This is a genomic window from Paenibacillus cineris (genome assembly GCF_018333335.1).
Classification (GTDB): domain Bacteria; phylum Bacillota; class Bacilli; order Paenibacillales; family Paenibacillaceae; genus Paenibacillus_AQ; species Paenibacillus_AQ favisporus.
Genome location: NZ_BORU01000001.1, coordinates 2,774,864 through 2,800,750, shown reverse-complemented (window position 1 = coordinate 2,800,750; position 25,887 = coordinate 2,774,864). Strand labels below are relative to the sequence as shown.

21 protein-coding genes are annotated in these 25,887 nt (G+C 53.7%); 5 read left to right on the top strand and 16 right to left on the bottom strand.

Translation table 11 applies throughout. The annotated features are described in order from the left end of the window. Positions 1-59: 59 nt before the first annotated feature. From KI379_RS13050 to KI379_RS13040, 3 genes are all read right to left on the bottom strand, one after another. Entirely contained in the window at positions 60-383 is a 324-nt protein-coding gene (locus tag KI379_RS13050; protein WP_089547353.1) for a 2Fe-2S iron-sulfur cluster-binding protein, read from the bottom strand. A gap of 148 nt (positions 384-531) precedes the next feature. Beyond that, entirely contained in the window at positions 532-1,824 is a 1,293-nt protein-coding gene (locus KI379_RS13045) for a sulfatase-like hydrolase/transferase (RefSeq protein WP_212983810.1), read from the bottom strand. Positions 1,825-2,108: 284 nt separating this feature from the next. Next, complete coding sequence (locus KI379_RS13040; protein ID WP_212983809.1) at positions 2,109-4,631, bottom strand: Ig-like domain-containing protein; 2,523 nt, start codon at positions 4,629-4,631, stop codon at positions 2,109-2,111. Between the two features lie 643 nt (positions 4,632-5,274). Between KI379_RS13040 and KI379_RS13035 the strand changes: the two genes are divergently transcribed. Continuing rightward, positions 5,275-6,129, top strand: coding sequence for an SDR family oxidoreductase (locus KI379_RS13035; RefSeq protein ID WP_212983808.1), 855 nt, complete (start codon positions 5,275-5,277; stop codon positions 6,127-6,129). A gap of 181 nt (positions 6,130-6,310) precedes the next feature. Here KI379_RS13035 and KI379_RS13030 read toward each other — a convergent pair whose 3' ends face one another. The 7 genes from KI379_RS13030 to KI379_RS13000 form a co-directional block, all read right to left on the bottom strand. Continuing rightward, positions 6,311-6,640, bottom strand: coding sequence for an SCP2 sterol-binding domain-containing protein (locus tag KI379_RS13030; protein WP_105442909.1), 330 nt, complete (start codon positions 6,638-6,640; stop codon positions 6,311-6,313). Next, entirely contained in the window at positions 6,618-7,115 is a 498-nt protein-coding gene (locus KI379_RS13025; RefSeq protein WP_179231980.1) for a PaaI family thioesterase, read from the bottom strand. Before KI379_RS13025 ends, KI379_RS13030 begins: the two co-directional genes overlap by 23 nt. A 43-nt stretch (positions 7,116-7,158) precedes the next feature. Further along, complete coding sequence (locus KI379_RS13020) at positions 7,159-8,853, bottom strand: long-chain-fatty-acid--CoA ligase (RefSeq protein WP_212983807.1); 1,695 nt, start codon at positions 8,851-8,853, stop codon at positions 7,159-7,161. Positions 8,854-8,878: 25 nt separating this feature from the next. Further along, positions 8,879-10,660: an acyl-CoA dehydrogenase family protein gene (locus KI379_RS13015; RefSeq protein WP_089547347.1), complete on the bottom strand. Its 1,782-nt coding sequence runs from the start codon at positions 10,658-10,660 to the stop codon at positions 8,879-8,881. 67 nt (positions 10,661-10,727) lie between these two features. Further along, positions 10,728-11,909, bottom strand: a complete 1,182-nt coding sequence (locus KI379_RS13010) for an acetyl-CoA C-acetyltransferase (protein ID WP_212983806.1) — start codon at positions 11,907-11,909, stop codon at positions 10,728-10,730. Between the two features lie 22 nt (positions 11,910-11,931). Next, a complete protein-coding gene (locus KI379_RS13005) occupies positions 11,932-14,334 on the bottom strand; it encodes a 3-hydroxyacyl-CoA dehydrogenase/enoyl-CoA hydratase family protein (RefSeq protein WP_212983805.1) in 2,403 nt (800 codons plus the stop codon). Further along, complete coding sequence (locus KI379_RS13000) at positions 14,331-16,517, bottom strand: (Fe-S)-binding protein (protein WP_212983804.1); 2,187 nt, start codon at positions 16,515-16,517, stop codon at positions 14,331-14,333. The genes KI379_RS13005 and KI379_RS13000 overlap by 4 nt, the downstream gene beginning before the upstream one ends. A gap of 190 nt (positions 16,518-16,707) precedes the next feature. Here KI379_RS13000 and KI379_RS12995 point away from each other — a divergent pair, with 190 nt between their 5' ends. From KI379_RS12995 to KI379_RS12985, 3 genes are read left to right on the top strand one after another with little or no spacing between them, the layout of a single operon-like run. Continuing rightward, positions 16,708-17,289, top strand: a complete 582-nt coding sequence (locus KI379_RS12995; RefSeq protein WP_076165412.1) for a TetR/AcrR family transcriptional regulator — start codon at positions 16,708-16,710, stop codon at positions 17,287-17,289. A gap of 26 nt (positions 17,290-17,315) precedes the next feature. After that, positions 17,316-18,083: an electron transfer flavoprotein subunit beta/FixA family protein gene (locus KI379_RS12990; RefSeq protein ID WP_212983803.1), complete on the top strand. Its 768-nt coding sequence runs from the start codon at positions 17,316-17,318 to the stop codon at positions 18,081-18,083. Between the two features lie 27 nt (positions 18,084-18,110). Continuing rightward, complete coding sequence (locus tag KI379_RS12985; RefSeq protein WP_212983802.1) at positions 18,111-19,085, top strand: electron transfer flavoprotein subunit alpha/FixB family protein; 975 nt, start codon at positions 18,111-18,113, stop codon at positions 19,083-19,085. A 136-nt stretch (positions 19,086-19,221) separates the two neighbouring features. On the opposite strand, the gene KI379_RS12980 is transcribed toward KI379_RS12985, so the two are convergent. Beyond that, positions 19,222-20,895 carry a DUF4091 domain-containing protein gene (locus KI379_RS12980; protein ID WP_212983801.1) on the bottom strand — a complete coding sequence of 558 codons (1,674 nt, stop codon included), beginning with the start codon at positions 20,893-20,895 and terminating at the stop codon, positions 19,222-19,224. A gap of 94 nt (positions 20,896-20,989) precedes the next feature. Further along, positions 20,990-21,742: an MBL fold metallo-hydrolase gene (locus KI379_RS12975; RefSeq protein WP_212983800.1), complete on the bottom strand. Its 753-nt coding sequence runs from the start codon at positions 21,740-21,742 to the stop codon at positions 20,990-20,992. Positions 21,743-21,878: 136 nt separating this feature from the next. Here KI379_RS12975 and KI379_RS12970 point away from each other — a divergent pair, with 136 nt between their 5' ends. Continuing rightward, positions 21,879-22,307, top strand: coding sequence for an Lrp/AsnC family transcriptional regulator (locus tag KI379_RS12970; RefSeq protein WP_076165425.1), 429 nt, complete (start codon positions 21,879-21,881; stop codon positions 22,305-22,307). Positions 22,308-22,395: 88 nt separating this feature from the next. Here KI379_RS12970 and KI379_RS12965 read toward each other — a convergent pair whose 3' ends face one another. The 4 genes from KI379_RS12965 to KI379_RS12950 form a co-directional block, all read right to left on the bottom strand. Next, a complete protein-coding gene (locus tag KI379_RS12965; protein ID WP_244879277.1) occupies positions 22,396-23,595 on the bottom strand; it encodes a DUF4179 domain-containing protein in 1,200 nt (399 codons plus the stop codon). Next, positions 23,570-24,154: an RNA polymerase sigma factor gene (locus KI379_RS12960; protein WP_076165431.1), complete on the bottom strand. Its 585-nt coding sequence runs from the start codon at positions 24,152-24,154 to the stop codon at positions 23,570-23,572. The genes KI379_RS12965 and KI379_RS12960 overlap by 26 nt, the downstream gene beginning before the upstream one ends. 216 nt (positions 24,155-24,370) lie before the next feature. Then, on the bottom strand, positions 24,371-24,853 hold the full coding sequence (locus KI379_RS12955; protein WP_212983799.1) for a nitroreductase family protein: 483 nt from the start codon (positions 24,851-24,853) through the stop codon (positions 24,371-24,373). A 12-nt stretch (positions 24,854-24,865) separates the two neighbouring features. Further along, a complete protein-coding gene (locus KI379_RS12950) occupies positions 24,866-25,441 on the bottom strand; it encodes a nitroreductase family protein (RefSeq protein ID WP_212983798.1) in 576 nt (191 codons plus the stop codon). Positions 25,442-25,887 lie beyond the last annotated feature (446 nt).

Genomic DNA, 25,887 nt, shown 5'->3' with positions numbered 1-25,887 from the left:
CCCCGAAACCTGGCGGAAAGAAAGCCGTTTTATTTTGTGGCTGTTTCGGCCCGATTACCTTAGTCTACTGGTCTTTTACCAGGATCCATCCCGGAATCAGATACCGTCATCACAGGTCTGACCGTCAGGTCGTTATGTACCCGAATTTGGCAGGACAGACGGACATTCGGCTCGTGAATTCCTTTGGTGGTAAGAATGGCTGCTTCGGCTTCTCCGACAGGGCCAGCATCGCCTTCCAACACTTCCACCCGGCAGGTCGTGCATCTGGCATTCCCTCCGCAGCGGTGCAAAATATCCACCCCGTTGTCCTCCAGGGCCAGGACGAGCTTCTGCCCTTCCTCTGCTCTAATCGCTTCTCTGCCTTCCACTTGAATCGTTGGCATACGATCAACTCCTTTTATAATTTGGATCCAATTAACTGGCATTGCTAGATGACAGCTCCAGCCTTCTATTATTTCTTATCTCAAGTCCGAATACAATGAGAACTTTGTCACGGGTGCATCCTTCACGTTTCATTACCCCAAGGAAGAACTACAGAAGCGTTGCATACCATTCCCGGACCTCTTTTTCCAATCGCTGCGCAATCTCCGGGAACTCGTCCTTCAGATTGATCCGCTCGCCCGGATCCGCCTCCAAATCCGACAAATGAATATCGTCCGGCTGGGTGCGGTCAAAGTCGAGCTTGCCGCCAAGCACAAGCTTCCATTTGCCCTCCCGAACCGCAAGCTGGCTGCCGTACTCCCAGCATATTTGCTGATGTGGAGTGCCTGCCCCTTGCGTCAGCATCGGCACGATGCTGCTTCCGTCGATCTCTTCCGCCGCGGGGACGGGGAGACCGGCGAGATCCAACACGGTCGGCACGATATCGGCCATCATGCCGACGTCATCCTTCGTCTGTCCGGCAGCGATGATGGATGGATAGACGAGGATGGCCGGCTCCCGAATCCCGCCTTCGAACAGGCTGCCCTTATGCCCGCGGAAGATTCCGGCGCTTCCGCCATAGTACACATCTTCTGTTCCGTCCAGGTAATTGCGCGACTCCGAAGACGGCCCATTGTCGCTCGAGAAGAAAATAATGGTGTTTTCGTACGCCCCCACTCGTTTAAGCGCTGCCACAATATCGCCGACTCCGTCATCAACAGCCGAGATCATGGCGGCCATCAGCTGACGGTCCCTTGGGAGGTGACTGTAGCGCTTCATATATTTTTCCGGCGCATGCATCGGGTAATGAGGCGCATTATAAGCGGCATACAGGAAAAACGGCTTATCGGCAGCCCGGCTTGCCTCGATAAACTCAACGGATTTGTCGGTGATCAGATGCGTCAGATATTCGCCGTCCCGCCAGACCTCTTCGCCGTTGCTCCATAAATCGTGCACGGGATTCACACTCGGCATTCCCCAGTAAAAAATGTGGGAATAATAGTCCACGCAACCGGCCTGGAAGCCGAAATATTCATCAAATCCTTTGGCATTGGGCTTGGTGTCCTCTGCCGATCCAAGATGCCATTTCCCGAATAAAGCCGTTCGGTAGCCACGTTCTTTGAGACGCTGTGCAAGAGTTTTGGTGTCGGCTTTTAATCCGCCCGTCCCCCTCTTTCCTCCTAAAATATGGGAGACACCTGTTTTTGCGGGATACTTTCCCGTCAGAAGGGCCGTGCGGGACGGTGAACATACCGGCGAGTTCGAGTACCAGTTGGTGAAACGCGCTCCATCTTGTGCAAGCGCATCCAAGTGCGGCGTGCGAATCGCATCGGAGCCGTAGCAGCCCAAGTCACCGTATCCCAAATCGTCACAATAAATCACGATCACATTCGGTCTCGTCAAAGTTGAGTCACACCTTTTTTGTAGTTTGAGGATGCATTTCGCTCCTTCTTACTCCTTCGCCACAAAATGTAAGATCCCTTGCCTAAGCATGATTTTTAAGCTTTTTTGGTGACAAATCTAAAAATACATCTATATTTATAACGAAATCTATAAGTATCTATTTTCTTTACAGAAACGGGACTTCGTATGAAGCGAAAAAAAAGGACGCAGAACAAACACTGCGCCCTCTTGTTATACCAACCAATTGAATCATATCGATCTTGTTACCTTTGAGAGTTTCGGCATCATCCTCCCCACTCCGTGAATCGGCCGTCGGGGGAATCATAAGCTTGTGCCCAGTAGTACCCGGGCGCCAGGATTCTGCGGGCGGCAAAGCCGGCTTTACCCGCGGCCGCAATGATCGCTTCGGATGAAGCGGTGTACGTACCTGTAGCTGTAGTGGCGCCACCGACATATTTTCCGCCCATAGAGGTAAACCGGCCGTAAACCGTTGCCTGAAGCCCGGCTCCCGTCTCTTTATCGACGACTTGCAGGGATACGGTCGCCTTGGCCCCGTCGTAAGTGACCTGCATTTGCCCCACGATCATCGGCTTCAGATCGGTATGCCCTGTCGTTGCGGAGAACGGCTGGCTTGCAGGCCCTTCATTACCGGAGGAATCGACGGCCGTTACCTTATAGACATATGTCGTATCCGGCAGCAGCCCGACGTCGCGGAAATTCAGTTTGTTAGATATACCGGCAAGGTTGGCTGGATCCGGTTCAAACTGCGCATCCGTGCCGCGATAAATGCGGTACTCTTTCACGGTGGCATTGTCGGACGCCGGCCCGTAGGTGATATCGACCCGCTGATAATCAAAGGCTGTCGCCTGCGGCGTGCCCGTGACGGCTGATGGCGGTTCGCTGTCCTGCGGCGGCTGCCAGAACACGCTTCCCGGTCCCCATGCAGACGGGAATATTCTAAGGTTGCCGTAATGATGGAGCGCGATCCCTCCAAAGGCAGGATTTCCTTCGAAAGCGGCGTACACTTTATTCAGTTCCGACTCCATGTACGTGCGGCCTTCCTCATAGAAGCTGATGGCCTCCGGATCCCCGCCGTCGGCGACATCGATCGTTTCTACGCCAATGACGACCGAATTCGGCTTGCCGATCTGATTCGCATAGTCGATTTCTCCGCGTGCTTGTTCAATGATCCCTGCACTGCCGTCCGCCTGATCCCGGTAGTCCATAATCGAAATGTAATCGAGCGTATCCTGAACGTGCTGGGACATCCATTTGACCGAGCCGTTCCATGAAATGCTGCTGGCGTCCACCGATGTGTCGAACCAGCGCGGGATGGCGGCTCCGACCTGCAGGTTCAGACCGGAAGCCTGCTTACGGTCCATCAATGCCTTGAGCATGTCAAGGTACTGCACCTGAACCGAAGGTTTGGCGCTTTTAAAATCACCGAGGCTGTAAGGCTCCGTATCAATGTTTACACCGTCGAATCTTTCCCTTGGATCCGAGGATAAATTGTAATTCAGGATACCTTCGAACTCGGCCACCGCCTGAGTCCGGTAACGGGCATAGGCTCCGAAATAGGGCGGCGTCGTACCGCCGGCGATCAAAGCCTGCACCTGGTAGCCCTTATCATGAGCCCAGCCGACGAAATCCCTGACCTCCGGCCGTTTGTCCTGCAGCATTCGCATGCCGAAATAGGGTCCGACCGCCAGGTACAGCGTCCGGATCGGTCTCTGCCCGAACGTCGACGTATCGGATGCCATAGCATCCAGCACATTACGTGAACCCGGGTTCATGATCAGGGGGTACGATTCATTTTCCCAGATCCACATGGCCCGATCCTGGCCGTACACCTGCTGGGTAACGGTCGTCGGACTGGATGCTGCTTCAACCTGCTCGGAACCAGGATTTGCATTCATTTGCATCCCCTTATCCGGATTCACTTCATGAACTGTCTCTTCCGAGGGAGGGGCCGTCAGCTCATCTTGTGCCGTGTCGACATCTTGAGCTGTTGGGGCATCTTGAACTGTTGAGGCTTCTTGTGCTTGAGGTACCTCTTGCTCTGTTAAGTTATCTTGTACCGCTGAAGCACCCTGTACTGTTGAGTCATCCTGTACTGTTGAGGCATCCTGTGCGGTTTCGTTATTTTGCAGCGCTTGGGCATTTTGATCGATTTGAGCATTCTGGTCTTTCTGGACATTCAGTTCCGCTTCGGCATTCTGTTGGATATTTCGATCTGTTTGAACATCCTGATCATTCTGGGCATCCTGCTCTGTCCAGCCCTCTTGGTCCTGCTGGTCCTCCTGCAGCATTGCTTGGCTGGATACGTTCGCGACTTTCACATATTTTGCGCTGCTGTATCCTGTATTTCCGTTAGCATCCACGGCTTTCGCTTCAAGACTATTGACCCGTCCGGCATAAGCCGCTGTCTTCCACTTGTATTGGTATCCTGATCCTTTGGGAGGCGCATCCTTCCACTCTCCGCCGTTAATCCGGATTTGCACTTTGCTGACCGGATTTTTGCCCCCTGCTTGAATGAGGACATTGACACTCCCCATCACGGGGCTCGTTTCGCCTGGGCTTGTAATCTGCACTTGCGGGAGGGCGGCGCCCGGATTGTCTACCTCCACCGACATATAGGGAGACCAGGCCACATAGCGGGTCACACTGTCTTTTCCCCTAGCTGCCAGTTCTACCGGACCGTCGTACTTGGAGAAATCGACGTCAGCATACCAGCTTCCGCTGCCGTCCGCTTCCGGATCATCCATGTGGGCACTGACGAGCGAATCGCCGCCTACGGCGAGCTCCACGTCATACACTCCTGAAAACGTTCCGGAAATCCGGGACATCCCCGGCCCCAAGGGGCCTGAAGGTTGGTCTATCGCGATGAGAGGAGCAGCAAAGACAGGCAAAGGAGGAATTCCAAACACCGAAAGAACGACCGTGAGGATCAGACAAATTCCGACGTGACGAACAGCTCGCGGATTTCGGGCACGTCTTTGGGCATGCCCCTGCTTAATTGCCATAAGTCTCTTCACTTCCTTTACATAATGTGTGAATGACCTTGACATCGCAACGGGAAAAAGGGCTAGGAGGAAGGGTACAAGCTGAGGAATGTTAGTTTGAAGCGTTTACTTCTTCTTATTATGGCGGACGTTCGCTTAGAACCACATGTGACAAAAATGTGAACAATAAAAGGGGTTTCAGCAATTTTCCGCGGTTTTTCTACCCGAATTTCATCCTCCCGCCGGGTACCGCGATGTCCCCTGTACCTGGATAAAAATTCAGTGAACAACCGCACGTACGCCGATGGAGGATGAAACTTATAACTTCGAATCCGTGCCCTTTCCCCACATAGCAAAGGCTGCTCTATACACCGCTTTCCCGTTCCGATATAGTGGAAGTTAAGCAGTATGAATTCTTTTCCAGCATATATTTTGGGAGGAATCGGAAATGGAACCTTTTGCGCAGAACTTGTTACAGGACAAAGTGGTGTTGATTACCGGGGGAGCAACGGGTCTGGGCCGGGCTATGGGTGAAAAGTTCGTGCGACTTGGTGCCAAACTGGCGATCGCAGGGCGCCGGGAAGAAGTGCTGAAGCAGACAGCCGAACAATTTCTTGATAGCGGTTACAAAATATTCTATGCTCCTTGCGACGTTCGGGAACCGGCACAGATTGCGGAGTTGGCGGATGCCGTTGAACGGCATTTCGGCCGGATTGACATTCTCGTCAACAATGCCGCCGGCAATTTCATCAGTCCCACCGAAAGGTTGTCCCCTCGAGCCGTAGATGCGGTGCTGAACATCGTGCTGCACGGCACGTTCTATGCGACCCTGGAGATCGGCAAACGCTGGATCGACCGCGGCCAGGGAGGCACCATGCTCAATATCGTGACGACCTATGCTTCGACCGGATCGGCTTTTGTCGTTCCATCCGCTGCGGCCAAAGCCGGCGTGCTGGCACTGACCCGTTCCCTTGCGGTGGAATGGGCACGTTACGGGATTCGCCAGGTGGCGATCGCCCCCGGACCCTTTCCAACCGAAGGCGCATGGTCCCGCCTCTCTCCCACGCCGGAGCTGGAGCAGCAGATGATCGATCGCGTCCCTTTACGCCGGGTCGGGAACAAAGAGGAGCTGGCGAACTTGGCTGCCTACCTGGTTTCTGATTATGCGGGATATATCAATGGGGAAGTGGTCACCATTGACGGTGGAGAATGGCTGCAGGGGGCGGGCGAATTCAATGACCTTCGCTCCGTCACTGAGGAACAATGGGATGCTCTCGCCAAATTAACCCGTAAAGGGAAATAAGAAAAAACGTCTATCGGCGCACCTTCTAAGAAGCCAGACCGCATTTAGCGGAAGTTTTTCTTGCGATATAAGGAAGCCCAATCTCCTAAGCTTATCCTTTCTTATAAATAACAGCACAAATAGGCTGCTCTGCATAAGGCAGCCTATATTTTTGCATTCATCGATGTCGTAAACCAGGCATTCAAACCTGATACTGCTTCAGAATTTCCTGAAGCTTCAGAGCCAGGCCAAGACGGCCGTCGATCCGGAGCGATCCGGTCATGTACGCCATCGTCGTGTTCAAGTCGTTCCGGAGCAGTTTCCGAAGATGGCTCTCAGACATCGTCAGCGTGCAGTCGGCGTCACCCGAAGCGTCCTCCACAACCCGCACGGTTCCGTCATGGAAATATACCTGCAAATGTTTCCCTGTATCCTTAATATGAAAATGGTAGGAGGCGTGCAGCCCATCCAGCGCCCCCGGCTGTTCATTCATTTTTCCGGCCATCGCTTCAAGTTCTTGTACCACGCTCATCCATCGTCCCCCTTTTATCGCTCTCTGTTTGCGCTTCAGGGACATGCCTTTCCAGCACCCTGAAGGTGCCGGTGCCGAAGGCGAGCAGATCCCCGTTCTCTTTGCGCGCATAGGCCTGGGCTGTTATCAGCTTGCGCGAGCTGTGGATGATCTCGGCCGTCACGATGACACGCCCTTCACCCGTGGAAGCCACGTAGTTCATGTTCAAATTCACAGTAACCACATTGGCTTCCGGCCTGGCCAGCATAATGAGTATGCCCATGGCGGAGTCGATGGCTGAAGCATGCATGCCGCCGTGCACGATCCCGATGAGATTGAGATGATGGGGCAAAATATCAAAGGCTACCACGACCTGATCGCCTTTAAGTTCAATCAGTTCGCATCCGATAAAATCCCAAAAGGTATGTTTCGCGGCGTTCTCCAGCTGCTTCAGCTTCAGGTTCATCTTCAGGCTGTCCGTCGTTTCCGGATTCATGTCCTTGCCCTCCTTCTCATTAGGCGTCGCCGGGTATCATCCCCTATAGGTCGACCTTCGATTGATTGACCAGCTTCTCATTCTCTTCTTCGATCAGTTTGCGGCGAAGCACCTTGCCCACCAGCGTCTTGGGCAGCGACTCGCGAAACTCGTAGATCTTGGGCACTTTATACACAGCCAGCCGTTCCTTGCACCACTGCTTCAGCTCCTGCTCGGTAACAGACGAGCCTTTCCGGAGCACGATGTAAGCCTTTACATTTTCGCCGCGGTAAGGGTCGTTCACGCCAGCCACGACGGCTTCCTCCACATCCGGATGCTCGAACAGCACCTCCTCGATTTCCCGCGGGTAGATGTTATAACCGCCGGCGATAATCAGGTCTTTGCGCCGGTCCAAAATGTAAAAAAAGCCCTCTTCATCCATCCTCGCCAGATCCCCGGTGTACAGCCAGCCGTCCCGGAGCGTGCGCTCCGTATCTTCCGGCCGGTTCCAATACCCCTTCATGACCTGTGGGCCGCGGACGACCAGCTCGCCGATTTCGCCAAGCGGCAGCTCTTCACCTGTATCGGGATGCACAACACGGGCTTCGGTATCCGGTAAAGGAATGCCGATCGAGCCGTTTTTGCGTTTCTCCCATATATTGTTGGCATGCGTAACCGGGGACGCTTCGGTCAATCCGTAACCTTCGATCAGCTTGCCTCGCGTGACCTCCTCGAACCGCTCTTGTACCTCCAGGGGCAGCGGAGCCGCTCCGCTGATACATATATTTATGGAAGAAAGGTCGTACTTGTGCACTTCAGGATGGTGAATCACCGCAATATACATGGTCGGCGCCCCGGGAAACACCGTCGGCTTCCGCCGGTCAATGATCTTCAGCACCTGATTGATTTCAAAACGTGGAACCAAGATGAGCGTTCCGGCATTATAAACTGCCTGATTAAGCAGCACCGTAAGCCCGAATACATGAAAAAAAGGCAGCGCAGCCAAGTATTTTTCCTGGCCGATCCGTGCCCGGTAAAACCACAGCTGCGATTGAATCGTATTGGCTACCAGGTTCATATGCGTCAACATGACGCCTTTGGCGAAACCGGTCGTTCCTCCGGTATACTGGATGAGGGCCAGGTCCTGTTCCGCATCGATGTCTACCTTGACCGGGTCGCTGCTTGATTGTTTCATGAGGCGGGTAAAGGATACGATCCGATCGTCATACGTGACGGAGACATTTGTTCCGTCTTTTTTGGCGGCAAGAGGGTATAGGATGTTTTTTGGAAAAGGCAAATAGTCTTTGACCGACGTGACGATCAGCTTACTGAGCGGCCTGTGGGTCATCGCCTGTTCCACGCGCTGCACCAGCGCATCCAACGTCACGATAATACGGACGTCAGCGTCGGATAACTGATGCTGAATTTCCCGCGGCACGTACAGCGGGTTAGTCATGACTACCACGCCGCCCGCAAGGAGCGCACCGTAATACGCAATGACCTCCTGCGGACAGTTAGGCAGCATGATGGCGATCCGGTCCCCTTTGCGGACACCCAGCCGGAGCAGGCCGTTCGCAAACCGGTTTACCGAAACCAGCAGGGATCGGAATGTCATTTTCTTCCCCATAAAATCCAGAGCAATATGCTCTGGATATCGGGAAGCGGAATCCACTAGAAATTGCGCAACATTTTGCTTGGGATACTCGTAACTGTGCGGGACCTCACTAGGATACTGATTTAACCAAGGTTTACTCGACATCCAGGCCACCCCATCTCACGAATTGTTACAGCACGTATTTTTCCGCGGCAATGACCTTTTCAGCGATTTCACGCTTCAATCCAAGCGTATTGACAGGCGACTTTCTCGTCAGCTTTTTCAGAACGGACAGCTGCGTCCGGAGCGTGTCGCCCGATTCCATCGCGGCGAGCACTTCCTTCGCCCACGTTTCGATTTTATTGAATTCGTCATGAACGAATACGGTCGTCATCAGGATCGGCAGGCGAGCCTTGTCTTCGCCGGAGCGGTCGATGATTTTTTGCGTACGCAGCAGCGCACTTTCCATCGCATAGACGGAAATCATCATATCGGACAGATGGCTCAGAATCTCCTGTTCGTCCTCGAGCTTCAATTGATATTTCTGTACGGCCTGGGCGCCGGCCATCAGGAAAATTTTCTTTGCCATCTTGATCAGATGGGCTTCCTGATCCAGCGTTCCCTCGAAAGTTTGCGGAGGAATCGGCTCCAGAAGCTCGGCCTGCAGCGCCACGGCCTTTTGCATCAGCGGCAGCTGGCCCTTCATGGCCCGTTTCACCAAAGTGCCCGGAATGAGCAGACGGTTGATTTCGTTTGTGCCTTCGAATATGCGGTTGATCCGCGAATCCCGATAATTCCGCTCCACCCGGTACTCTTGAATAAAGCCGTATCCGCCATGGATTTGCACACCTTCGTCGACGACGAAATCCAGCGTTTCGGAACCGAACACCTTGTTAATCGAGCATTCGAGCTGATATTCGGCAATGGCTTTGGCCGATTGATAGCCCACTTCCGGACTGGTGTGATCCACTTCGGCAAGGCCAACATCGAACAGACCTGCCGTGCGGTAAACCATGCTCTCGAGCGCGTACGTTTTCGTATTCATATCCGCCAGCTTTTTGCCGATCAGCGGGAAGGTGGAGATTTTCCGGCCAAACTGCGCACGCTCGTTCGCGTACTTGGCAGCCAGCTCAATCGTATCTTTGGAAGCGCCTACACAACCGGCGGCCAGCTTGAAGCGTCCGATGTTCAGGATGTTGAAGGCGATCAAATGCCCCTTGCCTACTTCCCATAACAGATTCTCTACAGGCACTTTCACATCCTCCAGGATGAGCGGACAAGTGGACGATCCTTTTATTCCCATTTTTTTCTCTTCCGGTCCAATGCTGACGCCTTCCATCGTGCGCTCCACGATAAAAGTGCTGAAGTCCTTGCCGTCCACTTTGGCGTACACGATGAATAGGTCAGCGAAACCGGCATTCGTGATAAACTGCTTGCTGCCGTTCAATACATAATATTCACCGTCCTCGGATAAGGTGGCTGTCGTTTTCGCCCCCAGCGCATCCGAACCGGAGGAAGGCTCCGTTAAGCAGTAGGCGGCGATCTTCTCGCCGGTTGCCAGAGCAGGCAGGTATTTCTGCTTTTGCTCCTCAGTGCCGAAATAGACGATCGGCAGCGTGCCGATGCCGACATGGGCCCCGATCGACAAAGCGAATGCGGATGCCTTGGTCAGCCGCTCGCTGATCAGCGTCGAACTGACCTTATCCAGACCAAGCCCGCCATAGGCCTCCGGCACGTCTGCGCCCAGCAACCCCAGCTCACCGGCTTTGCGCATCTTCTCCACCGTAAGCTCATAATTCAGTTTTTCGATCGCTTCGTCATGGGGCACCACTTCACCGGCTACAAAATCCTCCGTCGTCTCGGCGATCATTCGGTGTTCTTCCGTAAAATCTTCCGGGGTCACAATACTGTGAAAGTCCGTGTCTTCAATGATATAACTGCCGCCGATCACCTTATTCATCGTTGTGCTCATCGTTCCCGTCTCCTTTGCGATATGAATTTTTAAGTTAAAAACCAAATCACTGTAGAACGTTTTTTGCTTACGGATGAACCTCAAACACGCCCGCGGCACCCATTCCGCCGCCGATGCACATGGACACCACACCGTAACCGCCGCCGCGCCGCTTCAGCTCGCTGATCAGGGTCGTCGTCAGCTTCGTGCCCGTGCAGCCCAGCGGATGCCCAAGCGCAATCGCGCCGCCGTTGACGTTCACTTTCTCCTCATCGATGCCAAGCTCCCGGATAATGTGGACGCACTGGGAGGCGAACGCCTCGTTGATTTCGAATAAATCCACGTCCTCCAGCGTAATTCCGGCCATCTGCAGCGCCTTTGGAATCGCCTTGACCGGACCGACGCCCATAATTTCCGGCTCGACGCCGCTGAGCGCGAAGGAACGGAACGTGGCAAGCGGCTGCAGGCCAAGCGCCTCGGCTTTTTCCCGGCTCATGACAACGACCGCCGCAGCCCCGTCGCTGACCTGGGACGCATTCCCCGCCGTGACTGATCCGTTCAGCTTGAACGCCGGTTTCAGCTTGCCCAGCACCTCCACTGTCGTGTCGCTCCGCACGCCTTCATCCACCCGGAATTCGAAGGTTTTCGTCTGCACTCTGCCTTTCTCATCCACGCTTTTCAGTTCGGCCTGGACCGGCACAATTTCGTCCTGGAACTTGCCTTCCGCAAGCGCCTGCGCTGCCCTGGCGTGCGATCTCGCAGCGAATCGGTCCTGATCTTCCCGGCTGATGCCGAACCGATCGGCTACCTCTTCCGCCGTATGTCCCATGGCGATGTAGACCTCCGGCATCTGCTCAACGATCTTCGGATTCGGTGACATCTTGAAACCGGTCATCGGCACATGACTCATGCTCTCCACGCCCCCGGCGATAAGGATATCGGCATGCCCCAGCATAACACGCTCCGCCGCGAAGGCGATCGACTGAAGGCCAGAGGAGCAGAACCGGTTGATCGTCAGCGCCGGCACTGTTACCGGGAATCCGGCGTACAACGACATGATCCGGGCGAAATTAAGCCCCTGCTCGCCTTCCGGCATGGCGCAGCCGATGATGATGTCCTCCACGTCTTCTTTTTTAAGGCCCGGCGCGCGTTCCACGACGGCTTCCAGCACCGTTTTCCCGAGATCGTCGGCCCGTGTCTGTGCCAGGCTGCCTTTCTTGGCACGGCCGACTGCGGTACGCGCCATCGATACAATGACTGCTTCTTTCATGGAATATCCCCTCCCGTGGATGTTAGTTGCGGAGCGCCTTACCTTTGGTTAACATGTGGTGCATGCGCTGCTGCGTCTTCGGTTCGCCGCACAGGCTCAAGAAAGCCTCGCGCTCGAGGTCGAGCATATACTCCTCACTGACAAGGGTTCCTGCCGGGACATCACCGCCGGCGAGAACATGGGCCAGTTTTCTGGCGATCAGGTAATCATGGTCGCTGATATAACCGCTTTGCTTCATGCCAAGCGCACCAAGCTGAAGTACGGCCTTACCCTCCGCCCCGACAACCCGGATCTTCTCCTGCGGGATCGGTTCATAGCCGCTGCGATCCAGACCGAGAACAGCCTGCTTCGCCTGATAGATCTGAACATCCTGACTCACCGCGATACGGTCGCTTGGCCGCAAGTACCCGAGACGCTTGGCATCGTGGCCGCTCGTCGATACCGTCGCCGTCCCCACGGTTTGGAAAATGTGATTGATGTACGGCTGCAGATCCGCATCCGGAAGACCGGCCGTTTGGCTTGCTCGCAGCGCCAGTTCCTTGCACCCTCCACCGGCGGGGATCAGGCCGACGCCGACTTCGACAAGACCGTAATACGTCTCCGGCGCTGCGATGACCAGGTCGGCCGGCATACAGGATTCGACCCCGCCGCCGAGGCACATGCGGTGCGGCGCGGCCACGACCGGCTTTTCAAACCGCTTCAGCGCGTACATCGTGTACTGGAATTTCCGGATGATTTCGTTGATTTCGTCCCATTCTTCGTCCTGTGCTTCCATGAGGAGCAGCATAATGTTGGCTCCCACACAGTAGTTGCGTGCCTGGTTCGCAATCACGAGTCCTCTGAAATTGCTGCGCACCTCGTCAATGCTCTGCGTAATCATGGAGAGAATGTCCTCGCCGATCGCATTGTTGGGCGAATGGAATTCCAGGCAGGCGACGCCGTCTCCAAGGTCGATCAGACTGGCGCCGCTGTTTCCTTTCACCACCTTGTTTTGCTCTTTCAGGCTGCGCAGATTGATGACTTCTTCCGGCTGTTCTACCTCATGGTATGCGCCAGACGCCACATGAATTGAATACAGCCGGCCCTCCTCCTGCTTGTAAAAGGACTTGTGTCCCGCAGCGACCCACTCGTTAACCCAGGCGGGAACGGTCAAGCCTTCGGCTTCCATCCGCTCCACGGACCGGGCCAAGCCGATGGCGTCCCAGGTCTCAAACGGCCCGAGTTCCCAGGAGAAGCCCCATTTCATGGCATCGTCGATCTCCTTGACCGAATCGGCGATCTCGCCCACCTTTTCGGCCGAATAGACAAGCACCTGCTTCAGAATGTCCCAGGCCAGATCCGAGTAGCGGTCCTTCGCCCCGAGGAGCGCCTTTGTTTTCGCTCCGGCTCCCTTGGCCATTTTCGCGGCTTCCAACGATGCCGATTTGGGCTTCGTCTGCGGCACGTATTCCAGCGTTTTCAGGTCAAGCGATAAAATCTCGCTGCCGGCCGGCGTTTTCTTTTTCAAATAGAAGCCCTGTCCGCTCTTCTCCCCGAGCCAGCCGCGCGCCACCATGCCCGTCAGCACGTCCGGCGAAGTGAAAACCGCCTGTTCGCGTTCATTCTCGACATTCATCCGGACGTTGTCCGCGACATGAACGAACGTGTCGAGCCCCACCAGATCCAGCGTGCGGAAGGTAGCGCTTTTCGGACGCCCCATCGCCGGTCCGGTCACTGCATCGACCTCTTCCACTGTGAAGCCCTTCTCCATCATTTCCTGCAGAGTCACCAGCAGGCCGTAAGTACCGATCCGGTTCGCAATAAAGTTAGGCGTATCCTTGGCGATGACGACACCCTTGCCGAGCACCCTTTCACAAAAATCCTTCATACGCGCCACGAGCTCCGGCTCCGTGTCCCGTCCGGGGATAATTTCAAGCAGCTTCATATAACGGGGCGGATTAAAGAAATGCGTGCCCAGGAAGTGTTTTCTGAATGATTCGCCGCATTCGGCCGCCATCTCGTTGATCGAGATGCCCGACGTGTTCGAGCTGACCACCGTACCGGGTTTCCAATGCTCCTCTACACGTTTCAGGAGCTGCTGCTTCACTTCCAGATTCTCGACCACCACTTCGATGACCCAGTCGACGTCTGCAATTTGCGGCAGATGATCTTCGAGGTTGCCCGGCGTAATGCGGGAAGCAAACGCAGGATCATACAGCGGAGCCGGCTTGATCTTGCTGAGCTTCTCAATGGCTGAAGTTGCAAGACGACTGCGTACCGCCGGATGCTCCAGCGTCAACCCCTTCTTCGTCTCTTCCTCTGTCAGCTGAGTCGGAACGACGTCCAGCAGTAAGCACGGGATCCCGACATTGGCCAGATGTGCAGCAATGCCGGAACCCATAATTCCTGAGCCGATGACGGCTGCCTTGCGAATGGATTTGTTCATTGTGTGCTTGCCTCCATTTCAAATCCTTTATTGTGAGCAGCGGAATCCCCGAACACGGACAGCTCTAAAATTTCGGCGATATCCTTTGCTTTCACACGCTCTTCCACTTCCTTCATCTTCGTCCCGTCCTCCATCATGGTCAGGCAGTAAGGACAGGCGCTGCTGATGATGCTTGGATTCACTTCCAGTGCCTGCTCTGTGCGGGCAAGGTTCACCCGTTTGCCGGACGTCTCCTCCATCCACATCATGCCGCCCCCGGCGCCGCAGCACATCGCATTCTCCCGCGTGCGCTTCATTTCAACGAGCTCCACGCCGGGAATGGCCCGGAGGACGCTGCGCGGTTGGTCATACACGTTGTTATAGCGTCCCAGATAACACGAGTCGTGATAAGTGATCCGCTCCTTCACTTCATACTGGGGTTTCAGCTTCCCTTCGCGAAGGAGCTGATCCAGCAGCTCGGAGTGATGAAGGACTTCCACCCCTTCGAGCCCGAATTCGGGGTATTCGTTTTTGAACGTGTTGAAGGTGTGCGGACAGGCGGTCACGATTTTCTGAACGCCGTATTTTTCGAAAAGCTCAATGTTCTCCATGCACAGCTGCTGAAACAGCATCTCGTTGCCCATCCGGCGGGGCGTATCCCCTGAATTTTTCTCCTCGTTGCCGAGAATGGCGAAATTGACGCCGGATTCGTTCAAGAGGCGGGCAAACGCCTTGGAGATTTTGCGGCTGCGCAGATCGTATGAGCCCATCGATCCGACGAAGAACAAATATTCAAACTGCGGATTGTCCTTGACGGTCGGCACCCGGATGCCTTCCACCTCGCCGGTCCAGTTGGCCCGGTCGTTGCGGTTCAATCCCCAGGGATTGCTTTGCCGTTCAATATTTTGCAGGGCTCGCTGCCCCTCAGCCGGCATGCTTCCCTCCATCAGCACGAGATGGCGGCGCAAATCGATGATTTTATCGACATGCTCGTTGCCGACCGGGCACTGATCCTCGCAGTTGCGGCAGGTGGTACAGGACCAGATCTCCTCCTCGGTCATGACGTCGCCGATCAAGTTCATGTCCTGCGGACTTGTGTCCTGATGGGTCCAGGTGGCCTTCTGCCATGCCAGCGTCGGGCGAATATCCGTCACGCCGTCCGCTGATGACCAATCGGGATGGGTTTCGGACACGGCTGCATCCAATGCATGCGCCCCACTCCCGGCAAAAGCATATTCGGGAACATACGGCGACTTACCCGTAACGGCTGTACCCTTTTCCGTCAAGTGATCGCGTAGTTTAGTAATAAGATGCATCGGCGATAGTACCTTGCCGGTATTGGAAGCCGGGCAGACGTTCGTGCAGCGGCCGCATTCCACACAAGCGTAGAAGTCGATCATCTGTTTTTGCGTAAAATCTTCGATCCTGCCGACGCCGAACGACTCGGCTTCTTCATCTTCAAGGTCAAGCTTGCTCAGCTTGCCGACAGGCTCGGAGCGGCCCAGCCAAATATTGACCGGTGCGGTAATGAGGTGAAAATGCTTCGATTGAGGAACATAGACGAGAAAAGATAGCAGAATAAGCAAATGGGCCCACCAAAAGATGTAGAACAATACGGATGCCGCCGTTCCGGACATGCCGGTGAAAATGGCCGCAATCGCTGAGGATATAGGTGCGTAAGCGGATGGCTCGAGGTCGAGCCGGATTCTTTCGAAGGTAAGCGACAGCAGCACAGACAGCATCAGGGAGAAGATAAAGAACACGACAATGCTCGGCTTCCACCCTTTCTTGAGGCGCGCAAGCTTCTCGCCATACCGACGGTAAGCGGCATATCCCATCGCTACAAGGACCAGAAACACCGTGATCTCCTGAAGCAGACCGAATACGTCGTACGCGGGAAGCGGTAGGTGACCGCCGTCTGTCAGTCCTTTGATAATGAGGTCCAGCGCGCCGAACTGAAGGATGATGAAGCCGTAAAAGATCACCACATGCATAATGCCGCTCTTCCGGTCCTTCAGCAGCTTTTTCTGGCCGAACACCTGTCCCAGGAACTCGCCCCATCTGCCTTCACGCTGCTTCCGGAAATCCACCGGCTTGCCGAGCTTCACGTACAGCAGTCTGTGATACACCGCTTGGCAGAACAAATAAATACCGTACCCGGTCACAGCGAGAAACAGCAGTAAATTGACGATAGGCCACAACATTTGTCATCCGTCCTTTCTTCGTATTCACCTAAGTTTGGTGACGGGTTACATTTCGTAAGCGGTTACAAAGCTTGTTTAAAAATAAAATCTTACTTTGAAAACATTGACAACTGGCACTGTTTCCCATAAGATTAAGAAAAATGAATGAGGATTCATTCAGTTATTTGAATTCTAACACCGGGGTGGCCTGATGACAAGTAGAAAATTGGAAAAATATGAGTTGATTTTGGATGCAGCCTTAAAAGTAATCGCGGAGAACGGCTATCACGGCTCCCAGATTTCGAGGATCGCCAAGGAGGCAGGCGTCGCGGACGGTACGATTTATTTATATTTTAAAAACAAGGAAGATATCCTTATTTCTCTGTTTCAAGCCCGTCTCGGAAATCTGGTCTCCATGTTCAACAGCAGCGTGAAGGAAACGAATACCGCCGATGAAGCCCTCCGCAAAGTTTGCGAAATTCACTTTACCGAGCTCGAAAACAACATCAATCTGGCTTATGTGACACAGATCGAGCTGCGTCAGAGTTCGTTGGAGCTGCGCAAAGCCATCGGGCTTGTCGTCAAGCCCTACATTCAGCTGATCGAGCATATCATTGAACAGGGGATTGCCGAGAAATCGTTTCGTGCAGACCTCGATGTCAAACTGACACGCCTGCTGATTTTTGGGGCGATGGATGAAGTGGTCACCTCCTGGCTTATCTCCGGCCGAAAGTATTCCCTTTCCGCTCAGGTGGATAAGACAGTTGAGTTTTTCTTAAAAGGTTTAAAATAACGCGTTTGAGAGAGGAGCTTGTCCGCATGAATATCTACGTTATGCTGAAGCAAACCTTCGACACGGAGGAACGAATCGTCATTTCGAATGGACAGATTTCCGACGACGGGGTCAAGTACGTCATCAATCCGTACGACGAATATGCGGTGGAAGAAGCGTTGTTGCAGCGGGATGCGCACGGCGGTACCGTAACCGTCATCTCGGTGGGACCGGAGCGCACGGCCGAGGCGCTGAGAACGGCACTGGCTATGGGCGCCGATGAAGCCGTGCTCATTGACGGCGACAGTATTCCCGGCGACGAGTTCAGCATCGCCACAGCACTGGCGGCCTATTTCGGCCAGCAGTCCGTAGACCTCATTCTCGGCGGCAACTTCTCTGTAGATTCCGGCGGGGGTCAGGTCGCTGTAAGAGTAGCCCACCTGCTGGGCCTGCCTCACACTTCCTCGATCACGAAGCTGGACATTGCCGGCGGAAAAGCATCCGTGCAGCGGGACGCCGAAGGCGATACCGAATCGCTGGAGGTCGCACTTCCTGCGGTATTCACCGCGCAGCAGGGGCTTAACGAGCCGCGGTATCCGTCGCTGCCCGGCATTATGAAGGCGAAGAAGAAGCCGTTCCAGCGTCTCGGGCTTGGCGATCTTGGCCTGAGCGAAGCGGATGTGGCCGCCAAGACGAACCGCCTCTCCCTCACCCTGCCGCCTGAGCGCAAGGCCGGGCAAATCCTGAAGGGAGACCTTGCCCAGCAGGCCGCGGATCTGGTCCAGCTGCTGCGTACCGAAGCCAAGCTGATTTGAAGAAACCGATAAAAGGAGGAATCCCGAATGAGTAAAACGTTTGTGGTGGTAGCCGAGGTTCGCGGTGGCAGCCTGCGTCAGGTTTCCTTGGAAGCGCTTCAGGCGGCCTCCATTGCCAAAAATGAAGGAGACACCGTCGCTGCCGTGTTAATCGGGTCGCAAATTACGACCCTCGCTGCAGATCTGGCGGGCTATGTGGATGGCCGGGTCTACGCCGTGGATCATCCCGAGCTGGAAATCTACAACGCTGAAGCTTATTTTGATGCCGTGCAAAGCGTGTTTGAACAGGTGACGCCTGACGTGGTCTTCCTTGGCCATACGGCACTGGGCCGGGATCTTGCGCCGAAAGTCGCTGCCCATTTGGGTGCCGGACAAATATCAGACGTGACGGCGATCGAGCAGAACGGCGGCGAAGCGGTCTACACCCGCCCGATCTACGCAGGCAAAGCATTCGAGCAAAAATCGTTCACCGGCGGCCCGCAGGTCGTGACGATCCGCCCGAACAATCTGGCCCCAGCACCAAGCGTATCTTCGCCTGGGGAGATCATCGAGATCGATTACGCCCCTTCCGGCTCCCTCCGCTCGATCGTAAAGGACATCGTCCGCAAGACGTCGGGCAAGGTCGACCTGACCGAAGCGAAAATTATCGTTTCGGGCGGCCGCGGCGTCAAGAGTGCCGAAGGGTTCAAGCCGCTCGAAGAGCTGGCGGATGTGCTGCACGGCGCGGTAGGCGCTTCCCGGGCGGCGTGCGATGCAGGCTACTGCGACTATTCGATGCAGATTGGCCAGACTGGCAAGGTCGTGACGCCGGAGATCTATATCGCCTGCGGCATCAGCGGCGCGATCCAGCATTTGGCGGGGATGAGCCAGTCGCGGGTTATCATCGCGATCAATAAGGATCCCGAAGCGCCGATTTTCAAAGTGGCGGATTACGGTATCGTCGGGGACCTGTTCGAGGTCGTGCCGCTCCTCACCCGCGAGTTTCGCAAGGTGCTGGTTTAACGGTTCGTTGGACATGATGAAGCCCCATATTTAAAAAAACAAAAGCATTCGTCAGCCGGTCCACCACCGGCCTGACGAATGCTTTTTCCTTGTCTTGTCGTGTATGAAGCGGTGTTCAAAGGAACAACGCGGCAGCTCAGACGTTTGCCGAAGCTAAAGCTTCTTTAATCTTCCGGTTCACCCATTCGCGCTTAGCGATCAGCCATTCCTCTTCACGCGGGTAGCGGCTGAACGTGATCGGCTCGGGCAAATCTTCCTCCAACGCCTTCAGCACATTCTCCCTGCCGATTTTCGATTCGAGCAGCTGGAGTGCACGCAAATCCTGCAGCGCTTCGTTCATGACCTCAAGCCGGATCGATTCGACCGGCACGCCGCCAGGTCCCGGATACACGATAAACGGATCGCCTGACGGAAAAGCTTTGCCGGCATCGGTCGTCTCGTATGGGTCAATCTCGCCTTTGGAGTATTGCGAATAATAGAAGTTGTAACCCCAATGTAAAAATCCGGCGGCGTCAAATTTGTACAGCTGGTAACCCAGAATCCGATTGCGGGCCGAAGGGAAGCACATGAAGCGGTTAGCCACCTCATTATATTGGGAACAGCAATAGTACGTCCAGAGCGGCTGGACGTTATGCTCCAGAAACGGCTCGATATGGTTACTGGCCGGAATAGGCGTTTTCACCAAACCATTTTCGAAGAAATCATAATCCGACAGGGCGTCGATGATCGGGAATCCTTGCAGCAGACCGCCCAGCAGCTTGCTCGCATAGCCATAAGACTCCAGGTGATCCGCCCCGGGCTCATCGGAAATGTGGAAATAGCTTCGTTCCGACAGGTTATTGGCATGAATCCATTCCGTTAGCGCCGGAACAAACTGCTCCAGGAACAGACGATACGTTTCACCGGTGGCATCGGTCTCCCATCCGAAAATCTTCTGTAGATTTCCGTCTACGGATGCCATAATCTTCGGTGCATGCTTCGCGCCCCACTGCGTGAACAAATGGGAAAATTCTAAATAGCGGATGCCCTTCTCATCGCACAGCTCAACCCATCTTGCGAGCCGGTCAAAGCCGAACGCGTATTGGTCTTCTCCCGTGACGGTCACATCCACAAGCTGAACCGTCGGCCGCTCCCCGCCGACCTCGGTGTCCAGTGGCGGCGTAAAGACGGGCGTCAGAATCATGTTCATGCCATGCTTCACGGCCGTATCCATATACTGACCGATCACCTGCCAGTGCTCTTCGCTGAATACGTCCAGCTTGTAATAGGTCGCCAGGCAGTCGGTATGGAACCATTCGGTATGTATCAGTTTCTGGGGAGGCAGCTCCTCAGGAATCAGCTCCAGCTGAAAAGTCTCCACTCCGGCAACTTCCCCATCCCCGGATGCAAAACGGACGGTGATCGGATAGCTGCCCGCCGGCGTCTGACCATTCGGCTGAAGCGTAATCCACACACTTTGCCACTCTCCCGGTACGGCCGGAATCGTTTGTTCTTCATCCAGCGGATACAGTGGATCCGGAAATAGTCCCGGCTCTGCACGCAGGACATGTTCATCGTGATCCGGATATACAGGAAGTCCGGACGGCACGAGGCCAACGCGGCGTACCGTTACCGGCAGTGCGGCCGGAGCATCTACGATGACCCTGAGATCGTTCACCGGGCCTTCCGTCCGGTAAGCGGCTTGAAAAGCATACGTTTCGTTGCTGAGCATCGACCCGCCGGTCACGGGATTTTCGGTTCCCTGTCCATCCGGAAATACTTTGGATAACGAGCTGAGAAGCCTGGTCTGAAATACTTGATTCTGATTCATTGAGCCAATGATCCCTCGCTTTCAAACGGTATGCTGTATCTTTCGCTGTCCGTCCCCGGCATCCTCTTTAAAAAATCCAAAAATAAATATTTTTTTAATTTACAAAAACTTCCCCATCTTCCGGAATGATTACCCTGCTGCTGTATCCCGCCTTTTCTATCGCATCTCTCAGGTCATCCCTTGTTACAAAGCAGTGATTGATCGCTTCCATGTGAACGGCAGCCACCTGCGTATCCGGATGATGGCGCAGAAGAGCAAGCACGTCATTCTCATCCATGATGATCGGATCTCCCGTCACAAAGCGGGCGCCGCCGGCGTTAACGATCGTCAGATCCGGCTGGTAAGCATCAAGCGCCTCTTCAACATCACGGCACCATATCGTATCGCCTGCAATGTAGACCGTCGGTTCGCCTTCGGCTTGAAGGACAAAGCCGCACACGGGCCCCATTTGTTTCCCGATTTCTCCTGTTCCGTGCTGACCTCCGGTACGGGTCACAGTGATTCCCTGAAACGTAACACTTCTTTCGACCGGCGTCGTGCGGGCAAATCCGGCTGCCCGGATCTCGCCTTCGTCCTCCGGCTGGCAGAATACCGCCGTCTCCTTGCTGATTTGCTTCTGGGCAGGCTCATCCCAGTGATCCGGATGCCGGTGGGTGACCAGCAGCGCATCTGGCTGCACGAGCTTATCCACCTCCACTGGCAGGGGTACCCGCGGGTTGCGCAGTTCGTTGGCGGTATTGATTACCGGCGGGTTGGCCTCCTTCTCGCTGAACATCGGATCGACGAGAAGAGTTACACCGGCATATTCAATAAACAATGTGGCATTGCGGATCAATTGAATTTTCATTTCCATTCACTCCCGGTTTGGTTTATGATTCTGTTATTCACGATACCAGTATAAAACAGGAAAACGTGTTCTTTACATAGCCTGGCGAAACGATATTGGCAGCTATATTTTCACGGTGAAAGGAATGAAGGGCAAGATGAGCAAACAAGATATCGATGAGATCGACCTTAAAATATTGCAGCTGCTGGTGGAAAATTCTCTCCAGTCCAACAAGGAGATCGGAGAAAAGGTACATCTCACCGGTCAGGCGGTGGGTGCCCGCATCCGGAAGCTCCAGGATCTGGAGGTGATCGAGGGTTATACGCTGCGGTGCAATCCGGGCAAGCTCGGACTCCAGGTCAGTGCTTTTATTACGGTCTTCATGAAATCCGCGGATACGCATGCTTCGTTCCAGCATTACATCCAGCGTACCCAGTCCATCGTGGAGGCACACCGGATCAGCGGTGAAGGCTGCTATCTCCTTCGAGTGCAGGTGCCAACCCCTATGGACCTCAATGACCTTCTGGGCGAGATGGTTCAGTTCGGCAATTATAAGGTCAATTTGTCCATCGGCCAGCTAAAATAGCCTATCAAAAAAAGAGCTCCCCATTCCTGTTCGAGATGGAATAAGAGCTCTTTTTTTGCAGAGTTTATAACCTTTTTTAATTTGCTTGTTACTGGACGACCGGAATCGTCATCTCGAGATCTTTATGATAAGTTTTAAGCGGTTCCCCCTTACTGTCGGAAACGATGGTCCAATCCTTTTTCACAGTCAATGTATAAGGCTTGATCGTAATGGAGGTCGGTGTTTTGTCAAACGGCTTGTAAGCCTCATCTTCATGATATTCAGTACCCGGGCTGCTGTTGAAGTATCCGATCATGTTCTGCTTCACCGGATTTCCATCCTGATCCACGATGTCGTAATACATTTTGCTCGGGCTTAAATCTCCTGTTTGCTCTGATGTCACAGGAACGCTGCCTTTGCTGTCCAGTACGAGTCGTGTCGTTATCGGCGTCAGATCCACCTGCTTGACCGTATAGCTGAAACCGCCGCTGCTTTGCGTTTGGTCCGGATGAAGGACGACGGCTCCTTTCGCCAGGTTTTTGACAGGAACGACGAATTCAAACGGTTCCTGGATGCCGGTGACGTTCAGTTTTACGGACATATCAAACGCTTCGGGCAGGTTTAGTTCGGTCAATCCTTTCGTCAATTCATACATGGCCATGTTTCGAATCCATTGGCCACCTTCCGTTTTGCCTACAGCGTCCGTGAACATACCGAAAAATTTGCTGTGTCCTTGGATGTTGACTTCCGGCATGTAGATATACCCTTTTTTCTGCTGTTCCAATGCAACGGTTTGGATCAGGTTCCCCTTCTCATCCTTCGCCCCTGCCGGTGGATAAGGGGAGAGCATCGTATCGTCGTCCACGCCCTGACGTTCAATAGCGAACGCAAGCCGGGTTCCATCAAACATCACCTCTTTAATGCTGAGCGTCACCCCGTCTCTCGTTACACTCAAGTTCGGTGCAGTTGTCAGTCCTGTAGTGCTGGCCTTCTGCAAAGTGCTGTCCGAATTGTATTGGAACACACTGCCGATCCACGGCACGTTTTTTAAGGCATCCGCCATAACTGGGGATACGAAGCCACTTCCCATTACCACGCCTCCAAGCATAGCTGCAGCTGTTACGCTAATCGCCGTCTTTTTCTTCCAGGTTCCTCTTCCGATACGTTCGCTTCTGCTGGATCTACTCATCTCATTCAGCCTCTCCATAATTTGATTGGCGTAGCTTTCTTGCGGCATTTCCTTTTGCTTAACCGTTCTCCGCAAATGCGCCATCAGCTCTTCTTCAGTTAGATCTGACCATTCGTTCATGGGTTACCCCTCCTTTGATCTTCTTTTGCAGAATCAGTTTTTTCCGGACACGTTCGAACTTTTTGCGCAGGGTTGCCGGTTTGCAGTCCATAATCTGTCCGATCTCTTCGAAGCTGTACTGCTCCACTGCCCGCAGAAGCACGAGATGCCTTTCTTCAGGCTTCAAACTCATCAGCAGCTCTTCCACCTCTGGTACGCTGTCCTTTTGGTGCTGATTCTCCAACTGCCGAATCTCTTTTTGGAGAGATAACGTCTTCTTTTGCCGGCTCTTCTTTCTGGCCATGTCCATGCAATGGTAGTAAGCAACTTTATACAACCATGAGGAGAAGGAAACCTGGTGCTCATATTTATGGATGGATTGATACACCTTGATGAAAATTTCCTGCAGCGCATCCTCCGCTTCCTCGCGGTTCTTCAAAATGTAATAACAATACGTATAAATCTGACGCTCAAACGTACGGATGATGTCGGCAAATGCCTGCTTATCTCCTTGTTTGACGCTTTCTACGACGCTCTCGATAGGTTGTGTCGACTCTTCCCCGGGGTTGAGGTATTTCATGGCATCACCTCCCTTGTTGTCCCATCCTCACCCTGTATAACGTTTGGCAGACTGCCGAATGTGACATCGGTCCGAAATAAAAACGTCCCTTATCGGAAAACATGCTTTCCGGAAGGGACGTGAGAAGGATTTGGATCTTTGACGTACTCCTTAGAACATTCCCCCAATTAGATGCATCAGGAGCGAAAAAGGTTATGAAGCTAGAACATTTACCAATCACAGTAACTCAAAGTTAAGTTCCGGTGAATGAGCAGCGGTTATCGGCTCTATTGGTTGCTCCAGATAACCCAATTCCAGAACGGCGACGATCCGCTCCTCTTGGTGAACACCAAAACGATGGGCGGATGCTCGATCATAAATCCAGTCGTTCATCGTCATTCGGACGTGTAGCTTGCTCTCCTGCACGAGCAGGTGAAGGTTTTGCACGAGGCAGCATGCGGCCGCGAAATCTTCTTCCCTTTTATGGGCATCGCGCTCTTCTTTAATCACCAGAATCAAATAAGCCGGCGCCTCCTCCTGTAATCCGGCCATGATGTCTGTGCTGCCTGACCCGATAAATATAAAACGCCACGGCTCCCGCAGTCCGTCGTTCGGAGCCCATACGGCCACATTTAACAGATCCAGGACATGAATTTCAGGAACTGGCCGATTGCTGTAGTTTAACGTATGTCCTGTATTTGTGATATCGGTGATGTTCATGGGTTCGCCTCCTTATCCCGATATGATCGTCCATTTCTTTTCTGCGCGTGTCCTGGCTCTCGCTTTCGGTATTTTGTCAAAATAGCCGAGGTGTAATATTCCCACCAGTTTCTCCGTTGGTTTCATCTGGAAAAGGTGGAATAACTCCCGGCTCTGCATCATCGGCTCCGTGTCCCATAGGGTGCCAAGCTGCCGCTGCCAGGCAAGCAGCTGGAAGTTTTGCATGATCCCGCAAACTGCAGCGTAATTCATGTCATTTGTCCTTCTGTCCTCATTCGTGCTGGCAATAACAGCCAAATGACCGGGTATTTCCGTTACTCTTTTTCGGACAAAATCCCGAATTTTTTCCGGCAGCCATTTGACCAGTTTGTTCTTCACCAAGGGCTCAAGCATGCAGGCAGCAAGACGTTCCCTGGATTCCGCCGTTCCTGCATATACGTACCGGTAACTTGAAGCCTCGCCGGAAGGATAAGGATATAAGCCCTGCGCTTCGCGGAGCAGCTCCCGCACAAGTTCCTGATCCACCTCGGGAGAGGATTTAAACCTGCGGATGCTTCTGCGCTCTTGGATGATTTTCGCCCATTCCATGATTCGACCCCTCCTGTTCATTCAGACTTGAAAACTGCCTATGATGTGATTCTCCACTCCTGACCAACGCATTACAGCCTCGCGAATCACTCGTCGGTTCCAAGTACTGCATCCCGGCTCGCTGTTATGAGTTGATTAAAACCATATGTTTCATTCGAAACAATAAATGTACGTGAAAGGAATGCTCATCGTTCTGCTTTTAGCCTATTCATGGAAAGATGATCTTTTCAGAATCGATCGTTCCTTTTAAAGAGATAAATGTATGCTTCGGATAAAAAAATTTGATTGTAACAGTTAAAATGCTTCCGATACTCTCAATTATTTATTCATATGAAACAATTTTATTGTATAGATTTATCCGGCCTCTGTCAATTCCGTTTTCATGCCTGTATCGGTCATGCAGCTTGGGTACGTTGACGTAAGTCGTTAAAGGCTCTGTTCGACGC

Excerpts from the sequence above, each read along its gene's own strand:
- KI379_RS13050 (WP_089547353.1), bottom strand. The coding sequence starts at position 383 with ATGCCAACGATTCAAGTGGAAGGCAGAGAAGCGATTAGAGCAGAGGAA.
- KI379_RS13035 (WP_212983808.1), top strand. The coding sequence starts at position 5,275 with ATGGAACCTTTTGCGCAGAACTTGTTACAGGACAAAGTGGTGTTGATT.
- KI379_RS13030 (WP_105442909.1), bottom strand. The coding sequence starts at position 6,640 with ATGAGCGTGGTACAAGAACTTGAAGCGATGGCCGGAAAAATGAATGAA.
- KI379_RS13025 (WP_179231980.1), bottom strand. The coding sequence starts at position 7,115 with ATGAATCCGGAAACGACGGACAGCCTGAAGATGAACCTGAAGCTGAAG.
- KI379_RS13020 (WP_212983807.1), bottom strand. The coding sequence starts at position 8,853 with ATGTCGAGTAAACCTTGGTTAAATCAGTATCCTAGTGAGGTCCCGCAC.
- KI379_RS13015 (WP_089547347.1), bottom strand. The coding sequence starts at position 10,660 with ATGAGCACAACGATGAATAAGGTGATCGGCGGCAGTTATATCATTGAA.
- KI379_RS13010 (WP_212983806.1), bottom strand. The coding sequence starts at position 11,909 with ATGAAAGAAGCAGTCATTGTATCGATGGCGCGTACCGCAGTCGGCCGT.
- KI379_RS13005 (WP_212983805.1), bottom strand. The coding sequence starts at position 14,334 with ATGAACAAATCCATTCGCAAGGCAGCCGTCATCGGCTCAGGAATTATG.
- KI379_RS13000 (WP_212983804.1), bottom strand. The coding sequence starts at position 16,517 with ATGTTGTGGCCTATCGTCAATTTACTGCTGTTTCTCGCTGTGACCGGG.
- KI379_RS12995 (WP_076165412.1), top strand. The coding sequence starts at position 16,708 with ATGACAAGTAGAAAATTGGAAAAATATGAGTTGATTTTGGATGCAGCC.
- KI379_RS12990 (WP_212983803.1), top strand. The coding sequence starts at position 17,316 with ATGAATATCTACGTTATGCTGAAGCAAACCTTCGACACGGAGGAACGA.
- KI379_RS12985 (WP_212983802.1), top strand. The coding sequence starts at position 18,111 with ATGAGTAAAACGTTTGTGGTGGTAGCCGAGGTTCGCGGTGGCAGCCTG.
- KI379_RS12980 (WP_212983801.1), bottom strand. The coding sequence starts at position 20,895 with ATGAATCAGAATCAAGTATTTCAGACCAGGCTTCTCAGCTCGTTATCC.
- KI379_RS12975 (WP_212983800.1), bottom strand. The coding sequence starts at position 21,742 with ATGAAAATTCAATTGATCCGCAATGCCACATTGTTTATTGAATATGCC.
- KI379_RS12970 (WP_076165425.1), top strand. The coding sequence starts at position 21,879 with ATGAGCAAACAAGATATCGATGAGATCGACCTTAAAATATTGCAGCTG.
- KI379_RS12965 (WP_244879277.1), bottom strand. The coding sequence starts at position 23,595 with ATGAACGAATGGTCAGATCTAACTGAAGAAGAGCTGATGGCGCATTTG.
- KI379_RS12960 (WP_076165431.1), bottom strand. The coding sequence starts at position 24,154 with ATGAAATACCTCAACCCCGGGGAAGAGTCGACACAACCTATCGAGAGC.
- KI379_RS12955 (WP_212983799.1), bottom strand. The coding sequence starts at position 24,853 with ATGAACATCACCGATATCACAAATACAGGACATACGTTAAACTACAGC.
- KI379_RS12950 (WP_212983798.1), bottom strand. The coding sequence starts at position 25,441 with ATGGAATGGGCGAAAATCATCCAAGAGCGCAGAAGCATCCGCAGGTTT.